Source organism: Micromonospora sp. DT47 (assembly GCF_049844475.1).
Taxonomy (GTDB): domain Bacteria; phylum Actinomycetota; class Actinomycetes; order Mycobacteriales; family Micromonosporaceae; genus Micromonospora.
The window spans coordinates 91,726-112,263 of the sequence record NZ_JBNCLC010000011.1 but is presented as its reverse complement, the minus strand read 5'-3'; the positions used below and the strand labels follow the sequence as shown (position 1 = coordinate 112,263).

Here is a 20,538-nt window from a genome sequence, read left to right as displayed (position 1 = left end):
GACGGGCGGCAGGGCGGTATACCCGCGCAACGCCGTCACACCGGCCCTGAGCGGGCCGGCAGCGCGGCTGCCTGGCCGGGGTTGCGGACCAGCCGACGCGGTCCCCGGCCGGTGGACGGGGCGCGGTCAGCCGCGCGGCGGCATGCCGTAGACCCGCTCGACGTGCAGCCGCAGCACCAGCCTGCCCTCGGCGACCATCGCGGCCCGGAAGTCGTCCCAGTCGGGGTGCTCGCCCTGCACCGCCCGGTAGAGCCCGACGAGTTCCTCCACCGTCGGGTCGTCCGGCCGCTGGGCGACCGGGCTCAACTCCGCCCGCGCCTCCGCCACCACGTACGCCCACCCGTCGTCGCTGCTGACGTGGAAGCTGGCGCGGGGATCGCGGCGCAGGTTGGCGGTCTTGGCCCGCCGGTCGGTCACCGAGACGCGGATCAGCCCGCTCTCCTGGTCGAAGGAGTAGACCACGTTGGACAGCTGCGGCCGCCCGTCCCGCTTGATGGTGGCCAGCACGCCCAGCCACCGCCCGGCGATGAGGTCGGTCAGGGCCTGCCGGGTCTTCTCGTCCGCCATGGTGTCCTCCGCGTCGACTGGTCGTCAGGACTCCATCCCACCGCACCGATGTCCGGCTGGCATGACCCGACCCGCCCGACCCGCCGCCGGAGCGGCTGCACCCCGAGCGGCCGTGGGCGGCGGGGCGGGGCGCCCCGGCTCAGCGGCGCTCGGCGGCGACCAGCTCGGCGAGCTGCACCGCGTTGAGCGCGGCGCCCTTGCGCAGGTTGTCGTTGGAGCAGAACAGGGCCAGCCCGTGCTCGACCGTCTCGTCGACGCGGATCCGGCCGACGTAGGTCGGGTCCTGCCCGGCCGCCTCCAGCGGGGTCGGCACGTCGGACAGGGCCACGCCGGGCGCGCCGCCGAGCAGCTCGCGGGCCCGCTGCGGGGTGACCGGCCGGGCGAACCGGGCGTTGATCTGCAGCGAGTGGCCGGTGAAGACGGGCACGCGGACGCAGGTGCCGGAGACCTTCAGCCCCGGGATCTCCAGGATCTTGCGGCTCTCGTTGCGGAGCTTCTGCTCCTCGTCGGTCTCGAACGAGCCGTCGTCGACGATCGACCCGGCGAGCGGCAGCACGTTGAAGGCGATCGGCCGGGCGAACGAGCGCGGCGCGGGGAACTGCACGGCCGCCCCGTCGAAGGCCAGCGCGGCCGCGTCCTCGGCGACCTTGCGGACCTGCTCGTCCAGCTCGGCCACGCCGGCCAGGCCGGCACCGGAGACCGCCTGGTACGTCGAGACGACCAGGCTGACCAGCTCCGCCTCGGAGTGCAGCGGGCGCAGCACCGGCATCGCGGCCATCGTGGTGCAGTTCGGGTTGGCGATGATGCCCTTCGGGCGGTCGGCCGCGGCGTGCGGGTTGACCTCGGCGACGACCAGCGGCACCTGCGGGTCCATCCGGAACGCCGAGGAGTTGTCGATCACCACGGCACCGGCGGCGGCGACCCGGGGGGCGAGCTCCTTCGCGGTGCCCTTGCCCGCGGAGAAGAGCACGATGTCCAGCCCCGAGTAGTCGGCGGTGGCCGCGTCCTCGACCGTCACCTCGCCGTCCCGCCAGGGCAGGGTGCGTCCCGCCGACCGGGCGGAGGCGAACAACCGCACCTGCTCCGCCGGGAACTCGCGCTCCGCCAACACCTGCCGCATGACGCCACCGACCTGGCCGGTGGCCCCCACAATGCCGATCCTCATGACCGCGAGGCTACCCACACCGGCGGCCCGGGCGGGAAGGCTTTCCCACCGCCCGGGCCGGATCGGCCCGGATCAGGGCGTGGCGTCGGTCACCTCGCCGAGCCCGGCCGCGGTGAGTTCGTCCCGGATCAGCGCCGCGTCGCCCTCCACCACCAGGGTCAGCGACTCGGGGTGCAGGTGCGCGGCCGCGGCGGCGGAGACCTGCTCCACGTCGGCGGCGAGCAGCGACTCGCGCAGCCGGGCGTGGTAGTCGTCCGGCAGGTCGTGCACGACCAGCGTGGTCAGCGCGGACGCGATCGCCCGCGGGCTCTGCAGTTCGACCGAGAGCTGGCCGGCCCGCCAGAAGCGGGCCACCGCCAGCTCGTCCTCGGTCACCCCGCCGACCCGGGTACGGGTGATCTCCCCGACCGCCTCGACCAGGGCCGGCGCGGTCACCGCGGTCTGCACCCCGGAGCTGACCGCGAACCGGCCGAACCGGCGGGACGAGGCGAAGTCGCCGCGGATGCCGTACGTGTAGCCGTGCACCTCGCGGATCAGGTGGTTGAGCCGGGAGGTGAACGCCCCGCCGAGCACCGTGCCGGCGAGCGCCATCGGCACGTGATCCGGGTGGGCGCGGTGCGGCGACGGATGCCCGAGCCGCAGCGTCGACTGCACCGAGCCGGGCCGGTCCACCAGGATGACCCGCCGCCCGGCCGGCAGTGGCACCTCGAGCGGGGCGCCCCGGTCGACCGGGCCGCCGCCGGTGCCGGCGAACGCCGCCGCGCCGAGGGCGTCCAAGTCGAGCCGGTCCAGGTCCCCGGCGACGATCAGCGTGCCGGGGCGGATGAACCACTCGGAGTGGAAGACGGTGACGTCCTCGACGTCCAGCCCGGCCACCGAGTCCGGGTCGCCGTACATCGGACGGCCCCAGCGGTTGTCCACACCGAACAGGTCGGCGCGGAGCACCGCGTCGGCTCGCGGACCGGGGTTGGCCCAGTCCATCCGCAGCGCGGTGGCCTCGTCGTCGCGGACCCGGCGCACGTCGTCCGGGTCGAGCCGGGGGGTCCGGACGGCCTCGGCGAGCAGTTCCACCGCCGCGCCCAGCCGGTCCACCGGCACCTGCACGCTGACCTGGAACGAGTCCCAGTCCAGCCCGGTCGCCAGCTCGGTGCCGAGCCCCTCGACGGCGAGGGCGTACGCGGTGGCGTCCCGCTGCGCGGTGCCCTCCTCCAGGGCCTTGGCCAGCACCGCGCCGAGCCCCTCCTTGCCCACCGCCTCCCGGCCGGCGCCCGCGTCGAGCAGCAGCAACGCGACGGCGAGGTTCTGCCCCGGCAGGTGCGCGGCGACCACCCGGCCGCCGGCGACATCCCGCCGGACCACCGTCGGGAACCGGTACGGGCGGGCGGCGCCCGGCCCGGGACGGTCGGTGATCAGCGTCATGAGGTCTCCTCCGGCAGGTAGGTCAGGGTCACCCGGTCACCGGCGCCGAGCACCGCGGCGGCCAGCTCGGCGATCTGCTCGGCGCTCACCGCGAGCCAGGCGGGCAGCCGCTCGGCGGCCTTCGCCGGGTCGCCGAACTGGGTGGCGTACCGGCCGAGGGTGTCGGCCCGACCCTCCACGCTGGACATCTGCCGCCACCAGGCGGTGCTGAGCAGCGCCTTGGCGCGGTCCAGCTCGGCGTGGGTCACCGGCACGGTGGCCAGCTCGTCGACCACCTCGGCGACCCCGGTGGCGAGCCGCTCGAGGGTCACCCCGGGGCGGGCGGTGGCGGTGACGATAAGCGGCGCCGGGGCGTGCGCCAGGTCCACCCCGTACGCCCCGACCAGGTCCGGCTGGGCGAGCCGTTCGCCGTCGGCGAGCCGCTGGTAGAGACGGCTGCCCCGGCCGCTGCCGAGCACGGTGGCGAGCACGGTCAGCACGTCGTACCCGGGGGTGCCGAACGGGTGGGTGCGGTGCGCGACGTACACCCGGGGCGCGGGCACGTCGGCGGTGACCGTCTCGACGACCGCCCGGCCGGTGGCCGGGACGGTCCGGCCGTCCGGCGCGGCGGGGATGTCCACGCGCGCGGGGATCGCGCCGAAGTACTTGTCGGCCAGCGCGAAGACGTCGGCCGCGGCGGCGTCGCCGACCACGGTGAGCACCGCGTTGTTCGGTGCGTAGTACGTGGTGTGGAACGCCTGGAAGGTGGCCAGGGCGGCGGCGTTCAGGTCGGCCATCGAGCCGATCGTCGCGTGGTGGTACGGGTGCCTCGGCGGGTAGAGCAGGGGCAGCAGCCGCAGCCAGGCGTCACCGTACGGGACGTTCTCGTAACGCTGCCGCCGCTCGTTCTTGACCACGTCACGCTGGTTGTCCAGCGTCTCCTGGGTCAGCGCGGGCACCAGGCCGCCCATCCGGTCGGCCTCCAGCCAGAGCGCCAGCTCCAGGTGCTCGGCCGGCACCGTCTCGAAGTAGTTGGTCCGGTCCGGGTTGGTGGTGGCGTTGAGCGAGCCGCCCGAGCCCTGGATGAGCTTCATGTGCTCGGTCTTGGCCACGTTGACCGAGCCCTCGAACATCAGGTGCTCGAAGAGGTGGGCGAACCCGGTCTGCCCGTCCGGCTCGTGCCGGGAGCCCACGTCGTACCAGAGGTTGACCGCGACCGCCGGCGCGGTGCGGTCCTCACTCACCACCACGCGCAGGCCGTTGTCCAGTCGGGTCGTCTCGATGGGCCAGGGGTAACCGCTGTCGGGCATGACCCGACGCTATCTGATCTCCGGGGTTCAAAGGTGACGTGTCGCCGGTCGGTGGGACGGGCGGGCCGGTGGGCGGGCCGCCCACCGGGGTCGACCTGCTGGACCTGCCGAGCCGGCCGCCGGCGACCGTGCGGCTCTCCAACGGGGCGCCCACCCCGGGCAGCTGGCCGGACGTGCTGGCGGAGGGTCCGCTCGCCTGGCTGCGCGAGCAGACCTACTCCGGTTCCCGCCGGCCCGGGGCGCGGCCGGTCAGTCGGGGGGCTCGATCGGGGTCACGGTCTGATCGGACGTCCGGTGCTCCAGCACCGTGTCCGGGGCGACGTCCCGGTCCTCCCGGATGTCCGACTCGGCGAGGATGGCGTCGGCCTGGGCCTGCGGGTCGTCGCTGCCCACCGCGGCCTCCTCGGGCAGCAGGTCGGCACGGGACTCGACCCGCTCCTGGTCGCTCTGTTCGTGACTCATGCCGAGCCACTTACCCCGGTCACGGCACAGCGGAACGGGCCACTCGTGGGGCGAGGCTTTCCGGACGACGAGTGAGCCTTCCCCGTCCGGTCGGGTACGCTGGCTGGCGTGACGCGCTCGTATCGATGGTTTAGGCAGCCGGCTCCGCGGCCGGTGACCTCACCATGAGCTGACGTCACCACGTTTCGAGCCGGCCGGGCAGGAGCTGAAGCTCCTGCCGTTCTGCGTACGAGCAGCCGGCTCGACCCGGGTACCGGCCCCGGGCACGGTCGGCGGAAGGAAAGTCCACCGTGACGACCCCGGAGAACGGCGCGGTCATCGATCAGCGGATCGACCGTGTCGTGCCGTTGACCACCCCGGCCCTGCTCCTGCACGATCTGCCGCTGGACGCCCCGCTCGCCTCGACCGTGCTGGCCGGCCGGCGCGCCACCGCGCGAGTGCTGGACCGCGCCGACAACCGCCTGCTGGTGGTGGTCGGCCCGTGCTCGGTGCACGACCCGGCCGCCGCGCTGGACTACGCCCACCGGCTGCGCGAGGCCGCCGCGCGGCACGCCGACGACCTGCTGGTGGTGATGCGGGTCTACTTCGAGAAGCCGCGCTCGACGGTGGGCTGGAAGGGCCTGATCAACGACCCGGCGCTGGACGGCTCCGGCGACGTGAACGCCGGCCTGCGCACCGCCCGCGCGCTCCTGCTCGACGTGCTCCGCCTCGGCCTGCCGGTGGGCTGCGAGTTCCTCGACCCGATCACCCCGCAGTACATCGCGGACACGGTCGCCTGGGGCGCGATCGGGGCCCGCACGGTGGAGAGCCAGGTGCACCGGCAGCTCGCCTCCGGCCTGTCCATGCCGATCGGCATGAAGAACCGACCCGACGGCAGCATCTCCACCGCGGTGGACGCGATCCGGGCGGCCGGGGTACCGCACGTCTTCCCCGGCATCGACGTCTCCGGCACCCCGGCGATCATGCACACCCGGGGCAACGCCGACGGGCACCTGGTGCTGCGCGGCGGCGGGGGCCGGCCGAACTACGACGCCGGGTCGGTGGCCGGCGCGCTGGACCTGCTCCGGGCCGCCGGGCTGCCCGAGCGCCTGGTGGTCGACGCCAGCCACGCCAACAGTGGCAAGGACCACCGCAACCAGCCGAAGGTGGCGGCCGACGTGGCCGCCCAGCTCGCCGCCGGGCAGCGCGGCATCGTCGGCATCATGCTGGAGAGCTTCCTGCTCGACGGCCGCCAGGACCTGGACCCGACCCGGGAGCTGACGTACGGCCGCTCGGTCACCGACGCCTGCATCGGCTGGGACACCACTGCCGAGGTCCTCGACCACCTGGCGCAGGCCGTCCGCGCCCGCCGGGCCACCCTGCCCACCCCCGCCTGAGGTGGTTTGACCGTTTCGGGCCGGGGTAGCTGACCGGGGTGACCGACGACGTACCAGTGACCGACCAGCCGGACACCCGGCAGCTCGACGAGCTGCTCGACGACATCTACCACGGCCAGGAACGGATCAGTCAGGCCGACATCTACCGCCGGGCGGTCGCCGCCGAGCTCCCGGCGGAGCTGCTCTCCCGGATCGCCGCGCTCCCCCAGGGCGAGTACGCGGTGGACGAGGCGGCGGACCTGCTGGGTGGGTCGGTGGCCTGACCGGCCCACCGGCGGACCGACGGACGAGAGGACGGCGCGATGAGTCACCACGAGAAGCACGAGGACGAGTCGGTGCCGGCCCTGGGCCAGCCCCCGAAAGGGCTGGACACCTTCCCCGAGCCGGACTTCGCCGACGAGCACGACCGCACCGCGGTCGACCGGGACGTGGTCACCGGCGCCGACGAGGACGAACGGGAGCCGGAGGCGGCGCGCGGCTGGGCCGGCGAGGACCACGGCACCACCCCGACCTGACCGGGGACGACGAGAAGGGGGCCGGCGCGCCGCCGGCCCCCTTCTTCGCGTACGGGTCACTTCTCGTCGTGGTGCCCGCCCTCGGCGGCCCGCTGCGCGACCGCGTACCCCATCTGGAGGAAGTCGGACGCGGCCACCGCGGTCAGCGCGGTGGCCACCAGCCGGGTCAGCCGGGGGGCCAGCACCAGACCACCGGTGAGCCCGGTGGCCACCCAGACGGCGAGGCAGAACGGGCAGCTGAGCAGCTCGCCGATGGCGTGCTTCGTGGCGCTGCCGGAGTCCCGGACCTGCTCCATCACCTCGCCGCTGCCGATCGGGTGGTCGTACCGGGTGAACGGGGCCCGCAGCGGGCTGGTCACCGCCTCCTTCGAGAGCAGCCGGCTCAGCTTGTGCGTCGCGATGGAGAGCAGCACGACGTCGGCGGGGGCGGGCCGCTCCGGCACCGGGCACCCGGTCGCCCGCACCAGCCCGGCGATGGACGCGGTCACCCCGGCGTAGGTGCCCATCGCCGCCAGGTAGCCGCCCAGCGGCCGGTGCTCGTGCGGCGCGTACGCCTGGCGCAGCCGCGCCACCTTCTGCTTCAGGCCACCCTCGGTCACCCGGTCTCCTCGGTTCTCGTCACGGCCGGTCGGCGGGGGTGCTCAACCAGCGGTCAGGTTGTCGTCGACCTCGCGTTCGAGGTTGGCCAGGGTCTCGTCGGCGAGTCCGTCGGCGTCAGCGCCGGAGAGGTCCAGCCGCACCCGGGAGCCGCCGGCATCCATCGGCTCCACCTGGATCTCGGCCGACCAGCCCGGGGCGGAGTCGCTGCTCCACCGGGCCCGCAGCTGCGCGGCGCTGGCCTGCGGGCGTTCCCCGCCGTCCCGGCGCAGCGGCTCGGGCAGCCAGGCGGACGCCCGGTCCGGGTCGGTGGCGGTGTTGAACACCACCTCGGGCGGGGCGGACATCCCGCGCTCGGCCCGCGTCCCCATCAGGCGTCCCGCAGCCGGCTCGGGTCGACCTCGCGGCCGGGATGCCGGGCCAGGTACTCGGTCTCCAACTCGGCCGTGCGCCGCAGGTGGTTGGCGAGCGCGGAGTCGGCCGCGTGGCGCAGCGTGTCCAGCCGGGTCCGGTGCAGGCTCTGCATCTCGCGGATCAGGTCCTCGTCGCCCAGCTCTGCCGGGTCCACCCCGAGAAACTCGCCGTCGAGGTCGGCGCCGGACGCGCGGGTGTCGTGGACGTGGTCGCCGTCCCACTCGGGCACCCGCTGCTCCGGGCTGGCGTCACCGGACTGGCGTACTGATTCGGTCATGTCGCCCCCCTGGTCTCGTTTGGGCTGGCGTCTAGACGGATGCCCACACCGGGTGTCACCAAACCCTCGAACACGGCACGACTACGACACCGCGTCGGAGACGCCCGGCCACCCCGGTACCCTCGATGGCATGAAGCGGCTCTGGACACCGGGGTGGATCGCCCGCCACGTGGCCATGGTCGTGCTGGTCGTGGGGTTCCTGGGGCTGGGCTGGTGGCAGATCAGCCGGGCCGCCTCGGGCAACACGCTCAGCTGGGCGTACGCGGTGGAGTGGCCGATCTTCGCCGGCTTCGTGGTCTTCGTCTGGTGGCGTGAGATGCGGCACACGCTGCGTGCACCGTCGGCCCCCGCGGGCGACGCCGCCGACGGGCCGGCGGAGGCGGTCACGGTCGGTGACGTCGTGGCGACCCCCGGGGTACGCCGCCCGGTGCGGGTGGCCCGGGTGCCGGCCGCGCCCGAGGTGGCCGACGACGCCGACCTGGCCGAGTACAACCGCTACCTGACATGGTTGAACGCCAACCCGGGCGCCCGGCCCGGTGACTATCCCGGCTGAGGCCGGTGCGGAAGGACGGACGACGGTGGGCGGAGCCCTTACCCGGTACCGCGTGATCGCCTGGATCGTGGGCGTGGCGCTGGCCGTGCTGGTGCTGATCGGCATGCCGATGAAGTACGCGTTCGACGAGCCGGTCGTGGTGGCCGTCGTGGGCACCGCGCACGGCTGGCTCTACATGCTCTACCTGGCCGCCACGTTCGACCTGGGCCGCCGGGTGAACTGGCCGCTGAAGCGGATGCTGCTGGTGATGCTCGCCGGCACGGTGCCGTTCGTGTCGTTCGTCGCCGAGCGCAAGGTCACCCGGGAACTCACCGCCCAGCGGCCGCGCACCCCGGAACCGGTCGCCCTCTGACCGGTCAGCTGCGCGGTCGCCAGTAGCCGGAACCGGCCAGCGGGTCCTGGTCGTCCGGCCGGGACAGCTCCCTGGCTCGGGTCAGCGCCTCGGCCACCTGCGTGAACTGGTCCGCGTCGTCGCTGCTGAACAGCAGCACCTCGGCGCCGTGGCAGTGCCCCCGCAGCTCGTACGCCGGCGGACGCCACCAGTCTCCGGCGAGCACCAGCAGCACCGGCAGCAGCGAGACCACCCCCAGCGTCAGGTACGCCCCGGCGGTGAGCCGTTCCAGCCCGCCGGTGAACCCGAGCAGGACGCCCGTGCCCCCGATCATGACGGCGGTGACCACGACGGCGCGGACCGCCAGCCGGTCGTGCGGCCCGCGCGCGGTCCACACGTGGGTCAGGTCGGCGACCGCGAAGGTGTTCCGGCCGACCGTGAACCGCTCGGTGGTCACCACGATCCCGGGTCGGGCGTAGAGCAGCGTGGTCCCGCGCGAGGCGGGCGGCGGGCGGGTGGCGGAACGGTCTGTCTGCACGGCGTCCTCCCAGGGCCGCGGGGCCGGACGCTCCCACCGCGACGTGCCCGCACAGGGCGGGAATCCCGGCTCCGGACTCCATTCTGTTGCCGCCCCGCCAGCCCCGCCGCGTCATTTCCGGGCCGTTCGGTCCGGCCGAGCTGCCGGCCACGCCGACAACCAGCTCCCATTCCGGATTTGTCCGTCTGTTATCCCGCGATCCGCCCCGGTATCCGCCGGGAACGACGAATCAGACTCACCGGACCGATCACCCGATTCAACCCCGAACGCCGATTGCCGTGGCACCAGGCGTGTGACGGTGTGTCACTGCACGCAATGGCAATTCCTGCCTCTTTGCCAACATTCGCCCCTGCTTCCACTGCGGTCGACTCCCGTCACAGGCTAGGTTGGGCGGGCCGGCACGGTCGGCCGCCGTCCATCCGGACGGCCCCGGGCCGGTGTCGTCGGAGGCGTCAGCATCCTCCGGTGACCCGTGGAAGAGGAGTCATCCGCTCTTGTCGTCCTCACGGATGCTGCTGCGCACGCTCGTGATCGCCGGACTGTCAGCCCTGCTCGTCGCCCCCACGGGGGTGGCCCGGGCCGAGCCGTCCGTCGGCGAGCTGACGGCGCGGATAGAGAAGTCCTCGACCGAGCTGGAACGGGTGGTCGAGTCCTACAACAAGCTCAACGAGGAGATCAAGACCAACAAACAGACCGCGGCCCGGCTGCACGCGAAGATCGGCCCGCTCGAGGCGCAGACCACGCAGAGCCGTGCCGACGTCGCCAAGCTGGCCGCCACCGCGTACAAGACGGGTGGCCTCCGGACCGCCGAGGCACTGCTCGAACCGGGCTCCGGTTCGCTGATGGACAAGCTCAGCACGATCGACCAGGTCACCCGGCAGCGCCAGGAGCGGATCGCCGGGTTCACCACGAACCAGCGGAAGCTGCTCGACGAGAAGGCCCGGCTGGACGCGACGCTCGCCCGGCAGAACGCCCAGTCGCGCACGATCACGGCGACCAAAAAGAAGATCGAGCAGGACCTGGCGAAGCTGTACGACCTGCGCCGGGAGGCTTACGGGCGGGCCACCGAGGCGCCCGCGCCCCGACCGGCGTCGTCCGCTGCCTCCCCTGCCAGCACCGCCGCGCCAGCGGTCTCCGGCGCCGCCGGGACGGCGGTGCGGTACGCGTACGGGGCGATCGGCAAGCCGTACGTCTGGGGCGGTGACGGCCCGGACGGGTACGACTGCTCGGGCCTGACCCTCGCCGCCTGGCGGGCGGCCGGCAAGTCGCTGCCGCACAACGCGGCGATGCAGTGGAACGCCACGTCGCGGGTCAGCCGCAGCGCGCTGCGCCCGGGCGACCTGGTCTTCTACTCAGGGCTGGGGCACGTCGCCCTCTACGTCGGCAGCGGGCAGGTGATCGACGCGCCGAGCGCCGGTCGCAACGTGCTCAAGCGGGACATGAACATGATGAGCATCGCCGGCTACGGCCGGGTCGGCTGACCCACCGACCCGGCGAACGGCCGGCGTCCCCCTATCGGACGCCGGCCGTTCGCCGTCATTACTACCAGGTCAGGCCGCCTGGAGCCCCTCGGCCCGGGCCAGCTCGCGGAGCCGGCCGAGCGCCTGGATCTCCAGCTGGCGGATCCGCTCCCGGGAGAGCGAGAAGCGCGACGCGACCTCGGTCAGCGAGTGCTCCCGCCCGTCCTCCAGCCCGTACCGGGCCCGCATGATGCCGGCGGACCGGTCGTCGAGGTGGTTGAGCAGACCCTCGATGCGCTGCCGCTCCAGGCCGGTGAGGACGATGTCCTCCGGCGAGGGGGCGTCGCTGTCGGCGACCAGGTCGCCGAGCTTGGTGTCGCCGTCGTCGCCGATCGGGGTGTCCAGCGAGACGGTGTCCTGCGACCAGCGGACCAGCTCGTTGACCCGCTCGACGGTGACGCCGAGGGCGTTCGCGATCTGCTCCGGCTCCGGGTCGCTGCCCAGCTCACGGGTGAGCTGCCGGGCCATGTTGCGCATCCGGTTGACGTCCTCCACCAGGTGCACGGGCAGACGCACCGTGCGCTCCTGCTGGGCGATCGCCCGGCTGATGGCCTGGCGGATCCACCAGGTGGCGTAGGTGGAGAACTTGTAGCCGCGCTCGTAGTCGAACTTCTCGACGGCGCGCACCAGACCGGTGTTGCCCTCCTGGATCAGGTCCAGCATGGGCATCCCGGACCGCACGTAGCGGCGGGCGATGGAGACGACCAGCCGCAGGTTGGCCCGGATGAAGAGGTCCTTGGCCCGCTCGCCCTCGACGACCAGACGCTCCAGGTCGTCCCGGTCGACGCCGGCGGGTACGCGGTCCTCGCCGAGCAGGTGCTCGGCGTAGAGGCCGGCCTCGATCGCCTTGGAGAGATCGACCTCCTTGGCGGCGTCCAGCAGTGGCGTCCGGGAGATCTCGTGAAGGTAGACGCCGACCAGGTCGCGCTCCTCGGCAACCTCGTCGGTTCGCATGCCAATCTTCTTGTCCACGTTGCCCACGGTCCCCTCGCTCGCGCCGGTTGCCCGGTTCCTTGCCATCCCCACGTCCATCAGCCCTCCCCCGTAACTCCCGCTGTTTCCGCCGGCGCTGACACCTGCACAACAGATGAGACGTGTCGGGGATTCCATGTCGTGAGTCGAAAGTGTCACGAATGCCTGAGTATCAGCTGTAAGCCCGGTCCACGTTTGCTGTCAGCACCCCGTCTGGCGGCTCGCCGATGGGCACCACGAACGGGCTGGTGGGACGGGGTATCGTCGTCCGCTCCCGGGGCATCGCATCATTGCGCGCTCCAAGAACACAGCGACCCTCGTCACCGTCCGGCTGCGATCCTGGTCACTGCTGGATACGCACCGGTCGGCCGGTCGGTTCATCCATGGAATCTGGATTACCCCACGCCCTGGACAACAATCCGGGGCGTGGCGCACGTCCCGTCCGGAGCGTGTTCCGCGTCACCCCGAGCGGGGGACCCGCGCGGGCGGGGATCAGGAGGCGAGCAGGGCGAGCGCGCCGCGGACCTGGTGGGCGGAGCGGGCCAGCGCGGCCCGCGCGGCGCTGACGCCGGCCCCGGAGAGCAGCGAGACCAGCGCGGTCTTCAGGTCGCCGTCGGCCTCGTGCAGGGCCCGCCGGGAGATTTCCTCGGAGCAGCCGGTGGCCTCCATCAGGATGGAGATCATCCGGCCCCGGAGCTTGGCGTTGGTCGCCACCATGTCGATCATCAGGTTGGAGTAGACGCGGCCGAGCCGCACCATCACCGCCGTGGAGAAGGTGTTCAGCACCAGCTTCTGCGCGGTGCCCGCCTTCATCCGGGTCGACCCGGTCACCACCTCGGGTCCGGTGTCCACCCCGATGAACACGTCGACCGACGATGCGGCCACCGCCTCCGGGTTCGCGCAGAGCAGCACCGTCGAGGCGCCCTGCGCCCGCGCGGTGGCGAGTGCCCCCAGGACGTACGGGGTGCGACCGCTGGCCGCCAGCCCGACGACCAGGTCGCCGGGACGTACGCAGCGGGCGGCCTCGGCGGCGCCGCCGAGGTCGTCGTCCTCGGCGTCCTCGACGGCGCGCCACATCGCGTCCGGGCCACCGGCGAGGTGGGCACAGAACCAGTCCCGCGGGGAGTTGAACGTCGGCGCCAGCTCGGCGGCGTCGATCACGCCGAGCCGCCCGGAGGTGCCGGCCCCGAAGTAGTGCACCCGGTGCCCGCCGCGCAGCACCGTCACGGCCAGGTCGACGGCGACGGCGATCTCGTCAAGGACCTCGGCGACCGCGGCCGGCACCCGCCGGTCGGCGTCGTTGATCACGGTGAGCACGTCGCGGGTCGACATCAGGTCGAGGTCGACGCTGTGCGGGTTGCGCCGCTCCGTCGGCGCGCCCACCCGGACCACCGCCCGCACCACGGCCACCCCCTCCGGCTCCACCTTGCCGGCGGTCACGAGCGCCTCCGGCCGGAGCCGACCCGGTGGGACCGCACCGCCTCGGCGGTCGCCTCCAGTGCCTTACGGGCGCGCGCCCGGTTCCGGGCGGCCACCCCGACGAAGAGGCAGTCGACCACGGTGAGCTGGGCCAGCCTGCTGGCCATCGCGCCGGAGCGGTACGTCGTCTCGCGGGCGGCCGTGGTGAGCACGAAGTCGGCCACCTCGGTGATCGGCGAGCGGGGGAAGTTGGTCAGCGCCACGGTCGCGGCGCCCCGGGCCCGTGCCTGTTCGAGCACCTCGATCACGTCGGAGGTGGTGCCGGTGTGCGAGATGCCCACCGCGACGTCGCCCTTGCCGAGCAGCGCGGCCGAGGTCAGCGCGGTGTGCACGTCCGGGAAGTAGAACGCGGTGCGGCCGATGCGGTGCAGCTTCTGCTGGAAGTCGGAGGCGACGAAGCCACTGGCCCCGGCGCCGTAGACGTCGATCCGACCGGCGGCGACGATGGCCTCCACCACCTGCTCGCAGACGGCCGGGTCGAGCTGCTCGGCGGTCTCCTCGACCGCCCGGGCGTCGTTGAACGCGATGGTGGCGATGATCTGCGCCAGGTCGGCGCCGGGCGGGATGTCACCGCCCACCACCCGGGCGTCCGGCGGCTCGACCCGCCGGGCGGCCTCGGCGGCGAGCCGGATCCGCAGCTGCGGGTAGCCGTCCATGCCGACCGACCGGCAGAACCGGATGACGGTGGCCTCCGATGTCTCGGCGGCGGTGGCGAGGTCGGTGATGGTCCGCCGGGCGGCGTCGGCCGGGTTGGCGACGACCAGCCGGGCCACCCGCTGCTCGGCGGGCGACAGCGACGGGAGCAGGCCACTGATGTGGACGATCAGCCCACCGGTCTCGTGACCCGCAGAAATCTTCGGACTCTTCACCACGGATGAAACTTACTTTCATACGACCCGAGCGTCAACCATGACCGCGCCCATCTCACAGAAGTATCCCCCGCACCGGTCCCGCCCCCGCACAGACTGCCATTCCCGCAGCCCGACCCGCCTCGTCCGGCCAGGTCGAATCGACCAGGCTACGGTGTGGCGCATGGCGGAACGCAGTGTGCTGGTCACCGGTGGCACCGGCGGGTTGGGCGGGGCGGTCACCGCCGCCTTCGCCGAGGCGGGCTGGCGGGTCGTCGTACCCCAGCGGGAGGGCGGGCCCGCGACGCGGCCGGCGGGCCCGGGCCCGGTCCGGCTGACCGCGGACCTCATGGACCCGGCGGGCGTGGCCCGCGCCGTCGAGGTCGCCGCCGGCGACCCGGCGGCGCCGCTGCGGGCCGTGGTCAACCTGGTCGGCGGGTACGCCAGCGGCGGCCGGGTGCACGAGACGCCGGTCGAGGAGTTCGAGCGGATGCTGACGATCAACCTGCGCCCCACCTACCTGGTCACCCAGGCGGCGCTGCCGCACCTGATGGCGGCCGGCGGTGGCGCAGTGGTCTGCGTGTCGGCCCGGGCCGCGCTCGCCCCCTTCCCGGGCGCCGCCGGCTACGCCACCGCCAAGGCGGCGGTGCTCGCCTTCGCCAACGCGGTCGCGGTCGAGTACCGGGCATCCGGGGTGCGCTGCAACACCGTGCTGCCGAGCGTCATCGACACCCCGGCGAACCGGGCCGCCCAGCCGGGCGCCGACCACCGCCGCTGGGTCACCCCGGCGGAGATCGCCCCGGTGGTCCGCTTCCTCGCCTCCGATGAGTCCGCGCCGACCAGCGGGGCGTCCGTCCCGGTCTACGGCAGGGCCTGAACCGGCAGCAGCTCCAGGGGCGGCCCGCCGGCCGGGGGTTCGTCGACCAGAGGCTCGGCGGCCGGTGGCTCGGCGGCGGGTGAAAGCCAGCCGGCCAGGTGCGCCCGGATCCGGCGGGACACCTCGTCCGGCGGACCGCCCGCGTCGACCAGCACGAAGGTGGGGTACTCGGGCAGCGACCGGTACGCGATGTCAGCGGCGGTCAGCCAGCCCATCGTCTCGTGGTCGTCGCCGCGCCGCTCGATCCGCCGGTACGCCTCGGCCGGGTCGACGGCGAGCAGAAAGGTGACCTGCGGCGGCGGGAAGACCCGGTAGCCGGCCCGGGCCAGCCGCTCCCAGCGGTGCCCGCCGTGCGCCCGGATGCTGGCGTACTGGCAGGCGGCGTAGCGGTCCATCACGGCGATGCGACCGGTCATCAGGCAGCTGAGCAGCGCGGCCGCGATGGCCAGCCAGCGCAGCACCGACTCCACGGCGAGCAGCCCGTCGCGGCCCACCAGGCGCTGCGCGTCCGGGCGGCCGAGGCGGTTGGCGAGCCGGCCGAGCCAGCGTCGACCGCCGGCGTTGCGGTGGTAGGTGGCCGGGCAACCGGCCGCGGTGAGGGCGTCGGCGAGCCGGTGCGCCTGGGTGGTCTTGCCCGAGCCGTCGATGCCGATCAGGGCCACGCGGCGCAGTCGGGCCCTGCCGCCGGTCGCCCGCTGTGCTCTGACCATCCTGCACAGGTTATCCGACCCGCGCTCACCGCGAGGGGATATGTCCGTTTGGTGGTCTCGGTGCCGGCCCGCCCGGCGGCGCCGAGGTGTGGGTGACGGACCTACCGGGTACGCAAAGTCATTTCCTACCGCCTGTCCACCTTCATGACGGGAGAACCAGATGGCCGAGCGCGGGGACGAGAGCCTGTTGCACACCCTCAAGCGGGTCGCCGCCGTGCTCAAGCAGAACGACATCCCCTTCGCACTCGGCGGCAGCTTCGCCGTCTACGCGCACGGCGGCCACTCCAGCGAGCACGACGTGGACTTCCTGCTCCGCGAGGAGGACGTCGATCGGGCGCTGGAGGCGCTGGTGGCCGAGGGCTTCACCGGCGAGCGCCCACCGGAGGACTGGCTGGTCAAGGTCTACGACGAGGGGCGGATGGTGGACCTGATCCACCGGCCGATCGAGACCCCGGTGACCCCGGAGACCTTCGACGACACGGTGGTCCGCCCGGTGGACGCGATCCACATGCCGGTGCTGTCGGCCACCCGGCTGATGGTGCACAAGCTGCTCAGCTTCTCCCAGCACTACTGCGACTTCGCCCGCGGCCTGCCGCTGGCCCGGTCGCTGCGGGAACAGATCGACTGGGAACGGGTACGGAAGGAGACGGAGCACTCGCCGTACGCCGAGGCGTTCCTGGTGCTGCTGGACCGGCTGGACGTGGTCCCGTACGCGGGCATGCCCGTGCCGTACGCCCACACCCCCGAAGGGAAGGAGACACCGTGACGGAGTATGGCGCCGCCGGCCCGCCCGACGAGTACGTCGAGGCGGAGATCCACCGGCTGCTCGCCGAGGACCCGGACGTCGCCGAACAGGGGATCACCGTGGTCCGCCGGGAGCGCGGCCTGGTCCTCTACGGCGAGGTGGAGAGCCCGCACCGACGGGAGGAGATCCTGCGTCGGGTCGCCGAACGCTTCCCCGACGTGGCGATCACCAGCGACATCGGAGTGATCCGCGCGCAGGCGCCGACCCAGGCGGAGGAGTTGCCGTGAGGAGGACCCGACGATGATCCGGATCGCCGCCGTCGGCGACGTGCACCTGGACGAGGACGTGGTCGGCCGGTTCCGGCCGGCCCTGGAGGAACTGCCCGACTGCGCCGACGTGCTGCTGCTCGCCGGCGACCTGACCCGGCACGGCACCGAGTCGGAGGCGCGCTGCGTGGCGCAGGAGTTCGGTGGGCTGGGCGTGCCGGTGATCACCGTGCTCGGCAACCACGACCACCAGTGCGACCAGGCGCCGCAGGTGGTCAAGGTGCTGGAGGACGCGGGGATCACCGTGCTGGAGGGGACCGGGACGGTGCTGGAGTGGGCCGGCGGCCGGCTCGGCGTGGCCGGGGTCAAGGGTTTCGGCGGCGGCTTCGCCGGCCGGTGCGCCAGCGACTTCGGCGAGCCGGAGATGAAGGCCTTCGTCCGGACCACCAACGAGAGCGCCGAGACGCTGGGGAAGGCGCTGCGCGGGCTCGACTGTGACGTGCTGGTCGCGCTGACCCACTACTCCCCCGTACCGGACACGCTCGCCGGGGAGCCGCTGGAGATCTACCCGTTCCTCGGGTCGTACCAGCTGGGTCAGGCGATCGACTCGGCACCGACCGCGCTGGCCCTGCACGGGCACGCGCATGCCGGCACCGAGCGGGGCACGACCCCGGGCGGGGTACGGGTCCGCAACGTCGCCCACCCCGTGATCAAGCAGGCCTACAGCGTCTTCCACCTGGGAGATCACATCGACTGAGAACCAGGTTTCCTGGAGCGGTGGCTCGGGTATTCAGCCGCCATGGAGCTGATTCTCTGGATTCTCGCATTGGTACTTATTGTCGCCGGCGTCCTGGCCCTCTTCCGCCGGCAGATCCTGTGGGGCGTCGTCCTCATCGTGGTCGGCCTGGTGGTCGGCCCGGGTTTCGGCGTCTTCTCTGGTTGATGCCCGCTTCGTATCCACCCATGACCCGCCGGGGTCGTCGGTTCCGGGATCTCCGTCCTCCCAGACAGGAGACCCCCGGCACCGATGACCTCGGCGCCGTGCTGTCCGCAGCGGTCTGCCGCTCGCGCGGCTGACCCGCCACGGGCAGGGGCCCCGGACACCGGCGCCCCTGCCCCGTGCCCCCGTGCCTCAGCAGCGCGGGACGTTGGGTATCCAGCTGTCGTGGCCGGTGTACACGTAGGCGTCGGCGATGTATCGACCAGTGCCGATCCGGTCCCAGATCGAGCTGGTGCCGTAGGTGCCGGTGACCGTGGTGCCGCTGGTCTGGCAGTAGATGGTGACCCTGGTGCCGTCGGCGACCGAGCCGACCGCGGCGTAGCCGGTGCCCGGCCCGGAGCGGACGGTGAGGTTGGCGCCGGCCGTGTTCACCGTGCCCGACCCGGTGGTGCCGGAGCAGGCGTTGTCGCTGCTGTAGGTCTTCGTGCCCCAGTAGAGGGCGAGCGACCCGTTGAACCGGACCTGGATGTCGTTGCCGTTGACCCGCTGCTCGTAGTGCAGGTGCGGCCCGGTGGAGCCACCGGTGCTGCCGACCCAGCCGATCACCTTGCCGTAACCCACGGTCTGGCCGACCGAGACGTTGAAGCCGTTGAGGTGGGCGTAGTAGGTCGTGTAGCCGCCACCGTGGTCGATCCGGACGTACCTGCCGTAGCTGGTGCCGCCGAGGTCGGTGACCCGGTCGACGGTGCCGGGGGCGCTGGCCACCACCGGGTCGCCGAGGTCGTCCGTCCGGTTGAAGTCGATCGCGTACGCCGGGCTGTGGTCGGACCGGGTCTGGCCGGACCAGGACTGGCCGCAGGGGAACGGCACCTTGAAGGTCGGCGCGGCCATCGCCGGGCTCGCCGGGAGCAGGGTCCCCGCGGTGAGCAGGGCGGCCGCCAGCAGGCTCCACCACCGTCTACGCATCCAGCACCTCCAATGTTGAAATTCTTCAATTCCTGCCGTTCAGAGTGGCAGGAACCTCCGTCGATGGGAAGCGTCCGGGGCCCCGATCGGGCCGCCGACTCCCAACGGCTCATGGGAGCGCACCCACGGCCGGTGGGCGGGTTTCGGGATTGTTACCGGGCCGTGTCCGGTAGGGGGTGGACCGGACGGGATGCAAGCGCTTACATGTGGGAACGACCATCGGACCGGCGCTGGGCCCCCACCCGTGACGCGCCGGCAAGGAAGGAGAACGGCATGGCGTTTGCCAAGTCACGCCAGGCTCTCGCGATCGCCGGCGTGCTGGGGCTGGCGCTCGGCGCCACCGCCTGCGGCACCGGCGACGACAAGAAGAGCGGCAAGGCGAGCTCCCCGGAGTGCGCCGCATACGAGAAGTACCAGGGCCAGGACGGCAAGAAGGTCTCCATTTACGCGTCGATCCGGGACGCGGAGGCCGACCTGCTGGAGCAGTCCTGGAAGCAGTTCACCGACTGCACCGGCATCAAGATCGACTATGAGGGCAACGCCGAGTTCGAGGCGCAGCTCCCCGTCCGGGTCGACGGTGGCAACGCGCCCGACCTGGCGTTCGTGCCCCAGCCGGGTCTGGTCAAGCGGTTCGCCGACGCCGGCAAGCTGAAGTCCCTCGGGGCCGACACCAAGGCCATGGCGGAGCAGAACCTGCCGGCCGACTGGCTGAAGTACGGCACCGTCAACGGCACCCTCTACGGCGTGCCGCTCGGCGCCAACGTGAAGTCCTTCGTCTGGTACTCGCCGAAGACCTTCAAGGAGAAGGGCTGGCAGGTCCCCACCACCTGGGACGACCTGATCAAGCTCAGCGACACGATCGCGGCGAGCGGCACCAAGCCGTGGTGCGCCGGCATCGAGTCCGGTGACGCCACCGGCTGGCCGGCCACCGACTGGATCGAGGACGTGCTGCTGCGGACGCAGGGCCCCGAGGTCTACGACCAGTGGACCACCCACGCCATCCCGTTCAACGACCCGCGGGTGGTTGAGGCGGTCGACCGGGCCGGCACCATCCTCAAGAGCGAGAAGTACATGAACGGCGGCTTCGGCGGCGTGAAGAGCATCGGCACCACCGCCTTCGGTGAGGCCGGCCTGCCGATCACCACCGGCAAGTGCGCCATGCACCGGCAGGCGTCGTTCTACGCCAACCAGTTCCCCGACGGCACCAAGGTGGCCGAGGACGGCGACGCGTTCGCCTTCTACTTCCCGGCCATCGACCCGGCCAAGGGCAAGCCCGTGCTGGGTGCCGGCGAGTTCGTCGTCGCCTACGCCGACCGTCCCGAGGTCCAGGCGGTGCAGACCTACCTCGCCTCCGGCGAGTACGTCAACAGCCGCGCGAAGCTCGGCAACTGGGTCACGGCGAACAACAAGCTGGACATCGCCAACGTCGCCAGCCCGATCGACAAGCTCTCCGTCCAGATCCTGCAGGACAAGAGCGGCGTCTTCCGCTTCGACGGTTCCGACCTGATGCCGGCCGCCGTCGGCGCGGGCACCTTCTGGAAGGGCATGGCCGACTGGATCAACGGCAAGGACACCGCGACCGTGCTGAACGGCATCGAGGGCAGCTGGAAGTGATCTGAGGCGGTGGTGGGGGGGGGGGGGGGGCGCCCCCCCCCCCCCCCCCCCCCCCCCCCGCCCCCCCCCCCGGGGGGGGGGTGACGGGGGGGTGAAAA

The 20,538-nt window shown here is 72.7% G+C and carries 25 protein-coding genes and 1 pseudogene; 12 read left to right on the top strand and 14 right to left on the bottom strand.

Annotated elements, in window-relative coordinates:
- Positions 1-126 precede the first annotated feature (126 nt).
- The 5 genes from ACLQ2U_RS18715 to ACLQ2U_RS18695 all read right to left on the bottom strand — a co-directional run bounded on the left by ACLQ2U_RS18715 (position 127) and on the right by ACLQ2U_RS18695 (position 4,902).
- Positions 127-567 carry a PPOX class F420-dependent oxidoreductase gene (locus tag ACLQ2U_RS18715; protein WP_425751964.1) on the bottom strand — a complete coding sequence of 147 codons (441 nt, stop codon included), beginning with the start codon at positions 565-567 and terminating at the stop codon, positions 127-129.
- A gap of 139 nt (positions 568-706) precedes the next feature.
- Positions 707-1,732 carry an aspartate-semialdehyde dehydrogenase gene (locus tag ACLQ2U_RS18710; RefSeq protein WP_425751963.1) on the bottom strand — a complete coding sequence of 342 codons (1,026 nt, stop codon included), beginning with the start codon at positions 1,730-1,732 and terminating at the stop codon, positions 707-709.
- A gap of 72 nt (positions 1,733-1,804) precedes the next feature.
- Positions 1,805-3,151, bottom strand: a complete 1,347-nt coding sequence (locus ACLQ2U_RS18705) for a M16 family metallopeptidase (protein ID WP_425751962.1) — start codon at positions 3,149-3,151, stop codon at positions 1,805-1,807.
- Positions 3,148-4,440, bottom strand: coding sequence for a M16 family metallopeptidase (locus ACLQ2U_RS18700; protein WP_425751961.1), 1,293 nt, complete (start codon positions 4,438-4,440; stop codon positions 3,148-3,150). The genes ACLQ2U_RS18705 and ACLQ2U_RS18700 overlap by 4 nt, the downstream gene beginning before the upstream one ends.
- A 249-nt stretch (positions 4,441-4,689) precedes the next feature.
- Positions 4,690-4,902, bottom strand: a complete 213-nt coding sequence (locus tag ACLQ2U_RS18695) for a hypothetical protein (protein WP_425751960.1) — start codon at positions 4,900-4,902, stop codon at positions 4,690-4,692.
- Between the two features lie 290 nt (positions 4,903-5,192).
- Here ACLQ2U_RS18695 and ACLQ2U_RS18690 point away from each other — a divergent pair, with 290 nt between their 5' ends.
- From ACLQ2U_RS18690 to ACLQ2U_RS18680, 3 genes are read left to right on the top strand one after another with little or no spacing between them, the layout of a single operon-like run.
- Positions 5,193-6,278 carry a 3-deoxy-7-phosphoheptulonate synthase gene (locus tag ACLQ2U_RS18690; RefSeq protein ID WP_425751959.1) on the top strand — a complete coding sequence of 362 codons (1,086 nt, stop codon included), beginning with the start codon at positions 5,193-5,195 and terminating at the stop codon, positions 6,276-6,278.
- Positions 6,279-6,307: 29 nt separating this feature from the next.
- The gene (locus tag ACLQ2U_RS18685; RefSeq protein ID WP_425752056.1) at positions 6,308-6,541 is read left to right on the top strand and encodes a hypothetical protein; all 234 of its coding nucleotides are present in this window, start codon (positions 6,308-6,310) and stop codon (positions 6,539-6,541) included.
- Between the two features lie 39 nt (positions 6,542-6,580).
- Complete coding sequence (locus tag ACLQ2U_RS18680) at positions 6,581-6,793, top strand: hypothetical protein (protein WP_425751958.1); 213 nt, start codon at positions 6,581-6,583, stop codon at positions 6,791-6,793.
- Positions 6,794-6,849: 56 nt separating this feature from the next.
- On the opposite strand, the gene ACLQ2U_RS18675 is transcribed toward ACLQ2U_RS18680, so the two are convergent.
- The 3 genes from ACLQ2U_RS18675 to ACLQ2U_RS18665 are packed head-to-tail and all read right to left on the bottom strand — an operon-like array spanning position 6,850 to position 8,081.
- The gene (locus ACLQ2U_RS18675; RefSeq protein WP_425751957.1) at positions 6,850-7,392 is read right to left on the bottom strand and encodes a DUF1360 domain-containing protein; all 543 of its coding nucleotides are present in this window, start codon (positions 7,390-7,392) and stop codon (positions 6,850-6,852) included.
- Between the two features lie 42 nt (positions 7,393-7,434).
- Positions 7,435-7,761 (bottom strand): hypothetical protein, encoded by a 327-nt coding sequence (locus ACLQ2U_RS18670; protein WP_425751956.1) that lies wholly within the window; start codon positions 7,759-7,761, stop codon positions 7,435-7,437.
- Positions 7,761-8,081 carry a DUF6158 family protein gene (locus ACLQ2U_RS18665; RefSeq protein WP_425751955.1) on the bottom strand — a complete coding sequence of 107 codons (321 nt, stop codon included), beginning with the start codon at positions 8,079-8,081 and terminating at the stop codon, positions 7,761-7,763. Before ACLQ2U_RS18665 ends, ACLQ2U_RS18670 begins: the two co-directional genes overlap by 1 nt.
- A 130-nt stretch (positions 8,082-8,211) precedes the next feature.
- Between ACLQ2U_RS18665 and ACLQ2U_RS18660 the strand changes: the two genes are divergently transcribed.
- Both ACLQ2U_RS18660 and ACLQ2U_RS18655 read left to right on the top strand, forming a co-directional pair.
- Positions 8,212-8,634 (top strand): hypothetical protein, encoded by a 423-nt coding sequence (locus ACLQ2U_RS18660; protein WP_425751954.1) that lies wholly within the window; start codon positions 8,212-8,214, stop codon positions 8,632-8,634.
- A gap of 25 nt (positions 8,635-8,659) precedes the next feature.
- A complete protein-coding gene (locus tag ACLQ2U_RS18655) occupies positions 8,660-8,986 on the top strand; it encodes a DUF3817 domain-containing protein (protein ID WP_425751953.1) in 327 nt (108 codons plus the stop codon).
- A 4-nt stretch (positions 8,987-8,990) separates the two neighbouring features.
- On the opposite strand, the gene ACLQ2U_RS18650 is transcribed toward ACLQ2U_RS18655, so the two are convergent.
- Positions 8,991-9,503, bottom strand: a complete 513-nt coding sequence (locus ACLQ2U_RS18650) for a DUF6232 family protein (protein ID WP_425751952.1) — start codon at positions 9,501-9,503, stop codon at positions 8,991-8,993.
- Positions 9,504-9,997: 494 nt separating this feature from the next.
- Between ACLQ2U_RS18650 and ACLQ2U_RS18645 the strand changes: the two genes are divergently transcribed.
- Positions 9,998-10,984: an NlpC/P60 family protein gene (locus tag ACLQ2U_RS18645; RefSeq protein WP_425751950.1), complete on the top strand. Its 987-nt coding sequence runs from the start codon at positions 9,998-10,000 to the stop codon at positions 10,982-10,984.
- Positions 10,985-11,053: 69 nt separating this feature from the next.
- Here ACLQ2U_RS18645 and ACLQ2U_RS18640 read toward each other — a convergent pair whose 3' ends face one another.
- The 3 genes from ACLQ2U_RS18640 to ACLQ2U_RS18630 all read right to left on the bottom strand — a co-directional run bounded on the left by ACLQ2U_RS18640 (position 11,054) and on the right by ACLQ2U_RS18630 (position 14,346).
- Positions 11,054-12,043, bottom strand: coding sequence for a sigma-70 family RNA polymerase sigma factor (locus ACLQ2U_RS18640; protein WP_425751949.1), 990 nt, complete (start codon positions 12,041-12,043; stop codon positions 11,054-11,056).
- Between the two features lie 444 nt (positions 12,044-12,487).
- Positions 12,488-13,435, bottom strand: a complete 948-nt coding sequence (gene murQ / locus ACLQ2U_RS18635) for an N-acetylmuramic acid 6-phosphate etherase (RefSeq protein ID WP_425751948.1) — start codon at positions 13,433-13,435, stop codon at positions 12,488-12,490.
- Positions 13,432-14,346, bottom strand: coding sequence for a MurR/RpiR family transcriptional regulator (locus ACLQ2U_RS18630; protein WP_425751947.1), 915 nt, complete (start codon positions 14,344-14,346; stop codon positions 13,432-13,434). Before ACLQ2U_RS18630 ends, murQ begins: the two co-directional genes overlap by 4 nt.
- Before the next feature lie 160 nt (positions 14,347-14,506).
- Here ACLQ2U_RS18630 and ACLQ2U_RS18625 point away from each other — a divergent pair, with 160 nt between their 5' ends.
- A complete protein-coding gene (locus ACLQ2U_RS18625) occupies positions 14,507-15,199 on the top strand; it encodes an SDR family NAD(P)-dependent oxidoreductase (RefSeq protein ID WP_425751946.1) in 693 nt (230 codons plus the stop codon).
- Here the strand turns inward: ACLQ2U_RS18625 and ACLQ2U_RS18620 are convergent.
- Positions 15,184-15,909, bottom strand: a complete 726-nt coding sequence (locus tag ACLQ2U_RS18620) for a dTMP kinase (protein WP_425751945.1) — start codon at positions 15,907-15,909, stop codon at positions 15,184-15,186. The genes ACLQ2U_RS18625 and ACLQ2U_RS18620 overlap by 16 nt on opposite strands.
- A 160-nt stretch (positions 15,910-16,069) precedes the next feature.
- Between ACLQ2U_RS18620 and ACLQ2U_RS18615 the strand changes: the two genes are divergently transcribed.
- The 4 genes and pseudogenes from ACLQ2U_RS18615 to ACLQ2U_RS18600 all read left to right on the top strand — a co-directional run bounded on the left by ACLQ2U_RS18615 (position 16,070) and on the right by ACLQ2U_RS18600 (position 17,863).
- Complete coding sequence (locus ACLQ2U_RS18615; protein ID WP_425751944.1) at positions 16,070-16,675, top strand: nucleotidyltransferase; 606 nt, start codon at positions 16,070-16,072, stop codon at positions 16,673-16,675.
- Positions 16,672-16,941, top strand: a complete 270-nt coding sequence (locus ACLQ2U_RS18610; RefSeq protein ID WP_425751943.1) for a hypothetical protein — start codon at positions 16,672-16,674, stop codon at positions 16,939-16,941. Before ACLQ2U_RS18615 ends, ACLQ2U_RS18610 begins: the two co-directional genes overlap by 4 nt.
- A 13-nt stretch (positions 16,942-16,954) precedes the next feature.
- A pseudogene (locus ACLQ2U_RS18605) lies at positions 16,955-17,729 on the top strand (metallophosphoesterase family protein).
- Positions 17,720-17,863, top strand: a complete 144-nt coding sequence (locus ACLQ2U_RS18600; protein ID WP_425751942.1) for a GPGG-motif small membrane protein — start codon at positions 17,720-17,722, stop codon at positions 17,861-17,863. Before ACLQ2U_RS18605 ends, ACLQ2U_RS18600 begins: the two are co-directional and overlap by 10 nt.
- A gap of 189 nt (positions 17,864-18,052) precedes the next feature.
- Here ACLQ2U_RS18600 and ACLQ2U_RS18595 read toward each other — a convergent pair whose 3' ends face one another.
- Complete coding sequence (locus ACLQ2U_RS18595) at positions 18,053-18,826, bottom strand: peptidoglycan DD-metalloendopeptidase family protein (RefSeq protein WP_425751941.1); 774 nt, start codon at positions 18,824-18,826, stop codon at positions 18,053-18,055.
- A 273-nt stretch (positions 18,827-19,099) separates the two neighbouring features.
- Here ACLQ2U_RS18595 and ACLQ2U_RS18590 point away from each other — a divergent pair, with 273 nt between their 5' ends.
- Positions 19,100-20,440, top strand: a complete 1,341-nt coding sequence (locus tag ACLQ2U_RS18590; protein WP_425751940.1) for an ABC transporter substrate-binding protein — start codon at positions 19,100-19,102, stop codon at positions 20,438-20,440.
- Positions 20,441-20,538 lie beyond the last annotated feature (98 nt).

What these genes read in the sequence shown, in the direction of transcription:
- ACLQ2U_RS18600 (WP_425751942.1), top strand. Translation starts at nt 17,720, where the DNA reads ATGGAGCTGATTCTCTGGATTCTCGCATTGGTACTTATTGTCGCCGGC.
- ACLQ2U_RS18665 (WP_425751955.1), bottom strand. Translation starts at nt 8,081, where the DNA reads ATGACCGAATCAGTACGCCAGTCCGGTGACGCCAGCCCGGAGCAGCGG.
- ACLQ2U_RS18595 (WP_425751941.1), bottom strand. Translation starts at nt 18,826, where the DNA reads ATGCGTAGACGGTGGTGGAGCCTGCTGGCGGCCGCCCTGCTCACCGCG.
- ACLQ2U_RS18700 (WP_425751961.1), bottom strand. Translation starts at nt 4,440, where the DNA reads ATGCCCGACAGCGGTTACCCCTGGCCCATCGAGACGACCCGACTGGAC.
- ACLQ2U_RS18705 (WP_425751962.1), bottom strand. Translation starts at nt 3,151, where the DNA reads ATGACGCTGATCACCGACCGTCCCGGGCCGGGCGCCGCCCGCCCGTAC.
- ACLQ2U_RS18625 (WP_425751946.1), top strand. Translation starts at nt 14,507, where the DNA reads ATGGCGGAACGCAGTGTGCTGGTCACCGGTGGCACCGGCGGGTTGGGC.
- ACLQ2U_RS18695 (WP_425751960.1), bottom strand. Translation starts at nt 4,902, where the DNA reads ATGAGTCACGAACAGAGCGACCAGGAGCGGGTCGAGTCCCGTGCCGAC.
- ACLQ2U_RS18620 (WP_425751945.1), bottom strand. Translation starts at nt 15,909, where the DNA reads ATGGTCAGAGCACAGCGGGCGACCGGCGGCAGGGCCCGACTGCGCCGC.
- ACLQ2U_RS18670 (WP_425751956.1), bottom strand. Translation starts at nt 7,761, where the DNA reads ATGGGGACGCGGGCCGAGCGCGGGATGTCCGCCCCGCCCGAGGTGGTG.
- ACLQ2U_RS18615 (WP_425751944.1), top strand. Translation starts at nt 16,070, where the DNA reads ATGGCCGAGCGCGGGGACGAGAGCCTGTTGCACACCCTCAAGCGGGTC.
- ACLQ2U_RS18680 (WP_425751958.1), top strand. Translation starts at nt 6,581, where the DNA reads ATGAGTCACCACGAGAAGCACGAGGACGAGTCGGTGCCGGCCCTGGGC.
- ACLQ2U_RS18715 (WP_425751964.1), bottom strand. Translation starts at nt 567, where the DNA reads ATGGCGGACGAGAAGACCCGGCAGGCCCTGACCGACCTCATCGCCGGG.
- ACLQ2U_RS18710 (WP_425751963.1), bottom strand. Translation starts at nt 1,732, where the DNA reads ATGAGGATCGGCATTGTGGGGGCCACCGGCCAGGTCGGTGGCGTCATG.
- ACLQ2U_RS18660 (WP_425751954.1), top strand. Translation starts at nt 8,212, where the DNA reads ATGAAGCGGCTCTGGACACCGGGGTGGATCGCCCGCCACGTGGCCATG.
- ACLQ2U_RS18590 (WP_425751940.1), top strand. Translation starts at nt 19,100, where the DNA reads ATGGCGTTTGCCAAGTCACGCCAGGCTCTCGCGATCGCCGGCGTGCTG.
- ACLQ2U_RS18640 (WP_425751949.1), bottom strand. Translation starts at nt 12,043, where the DNA reads ATGGCAAGGAACCGGGCAACCGGCGCGAGCGAGGGGACCGTGGGCAAC.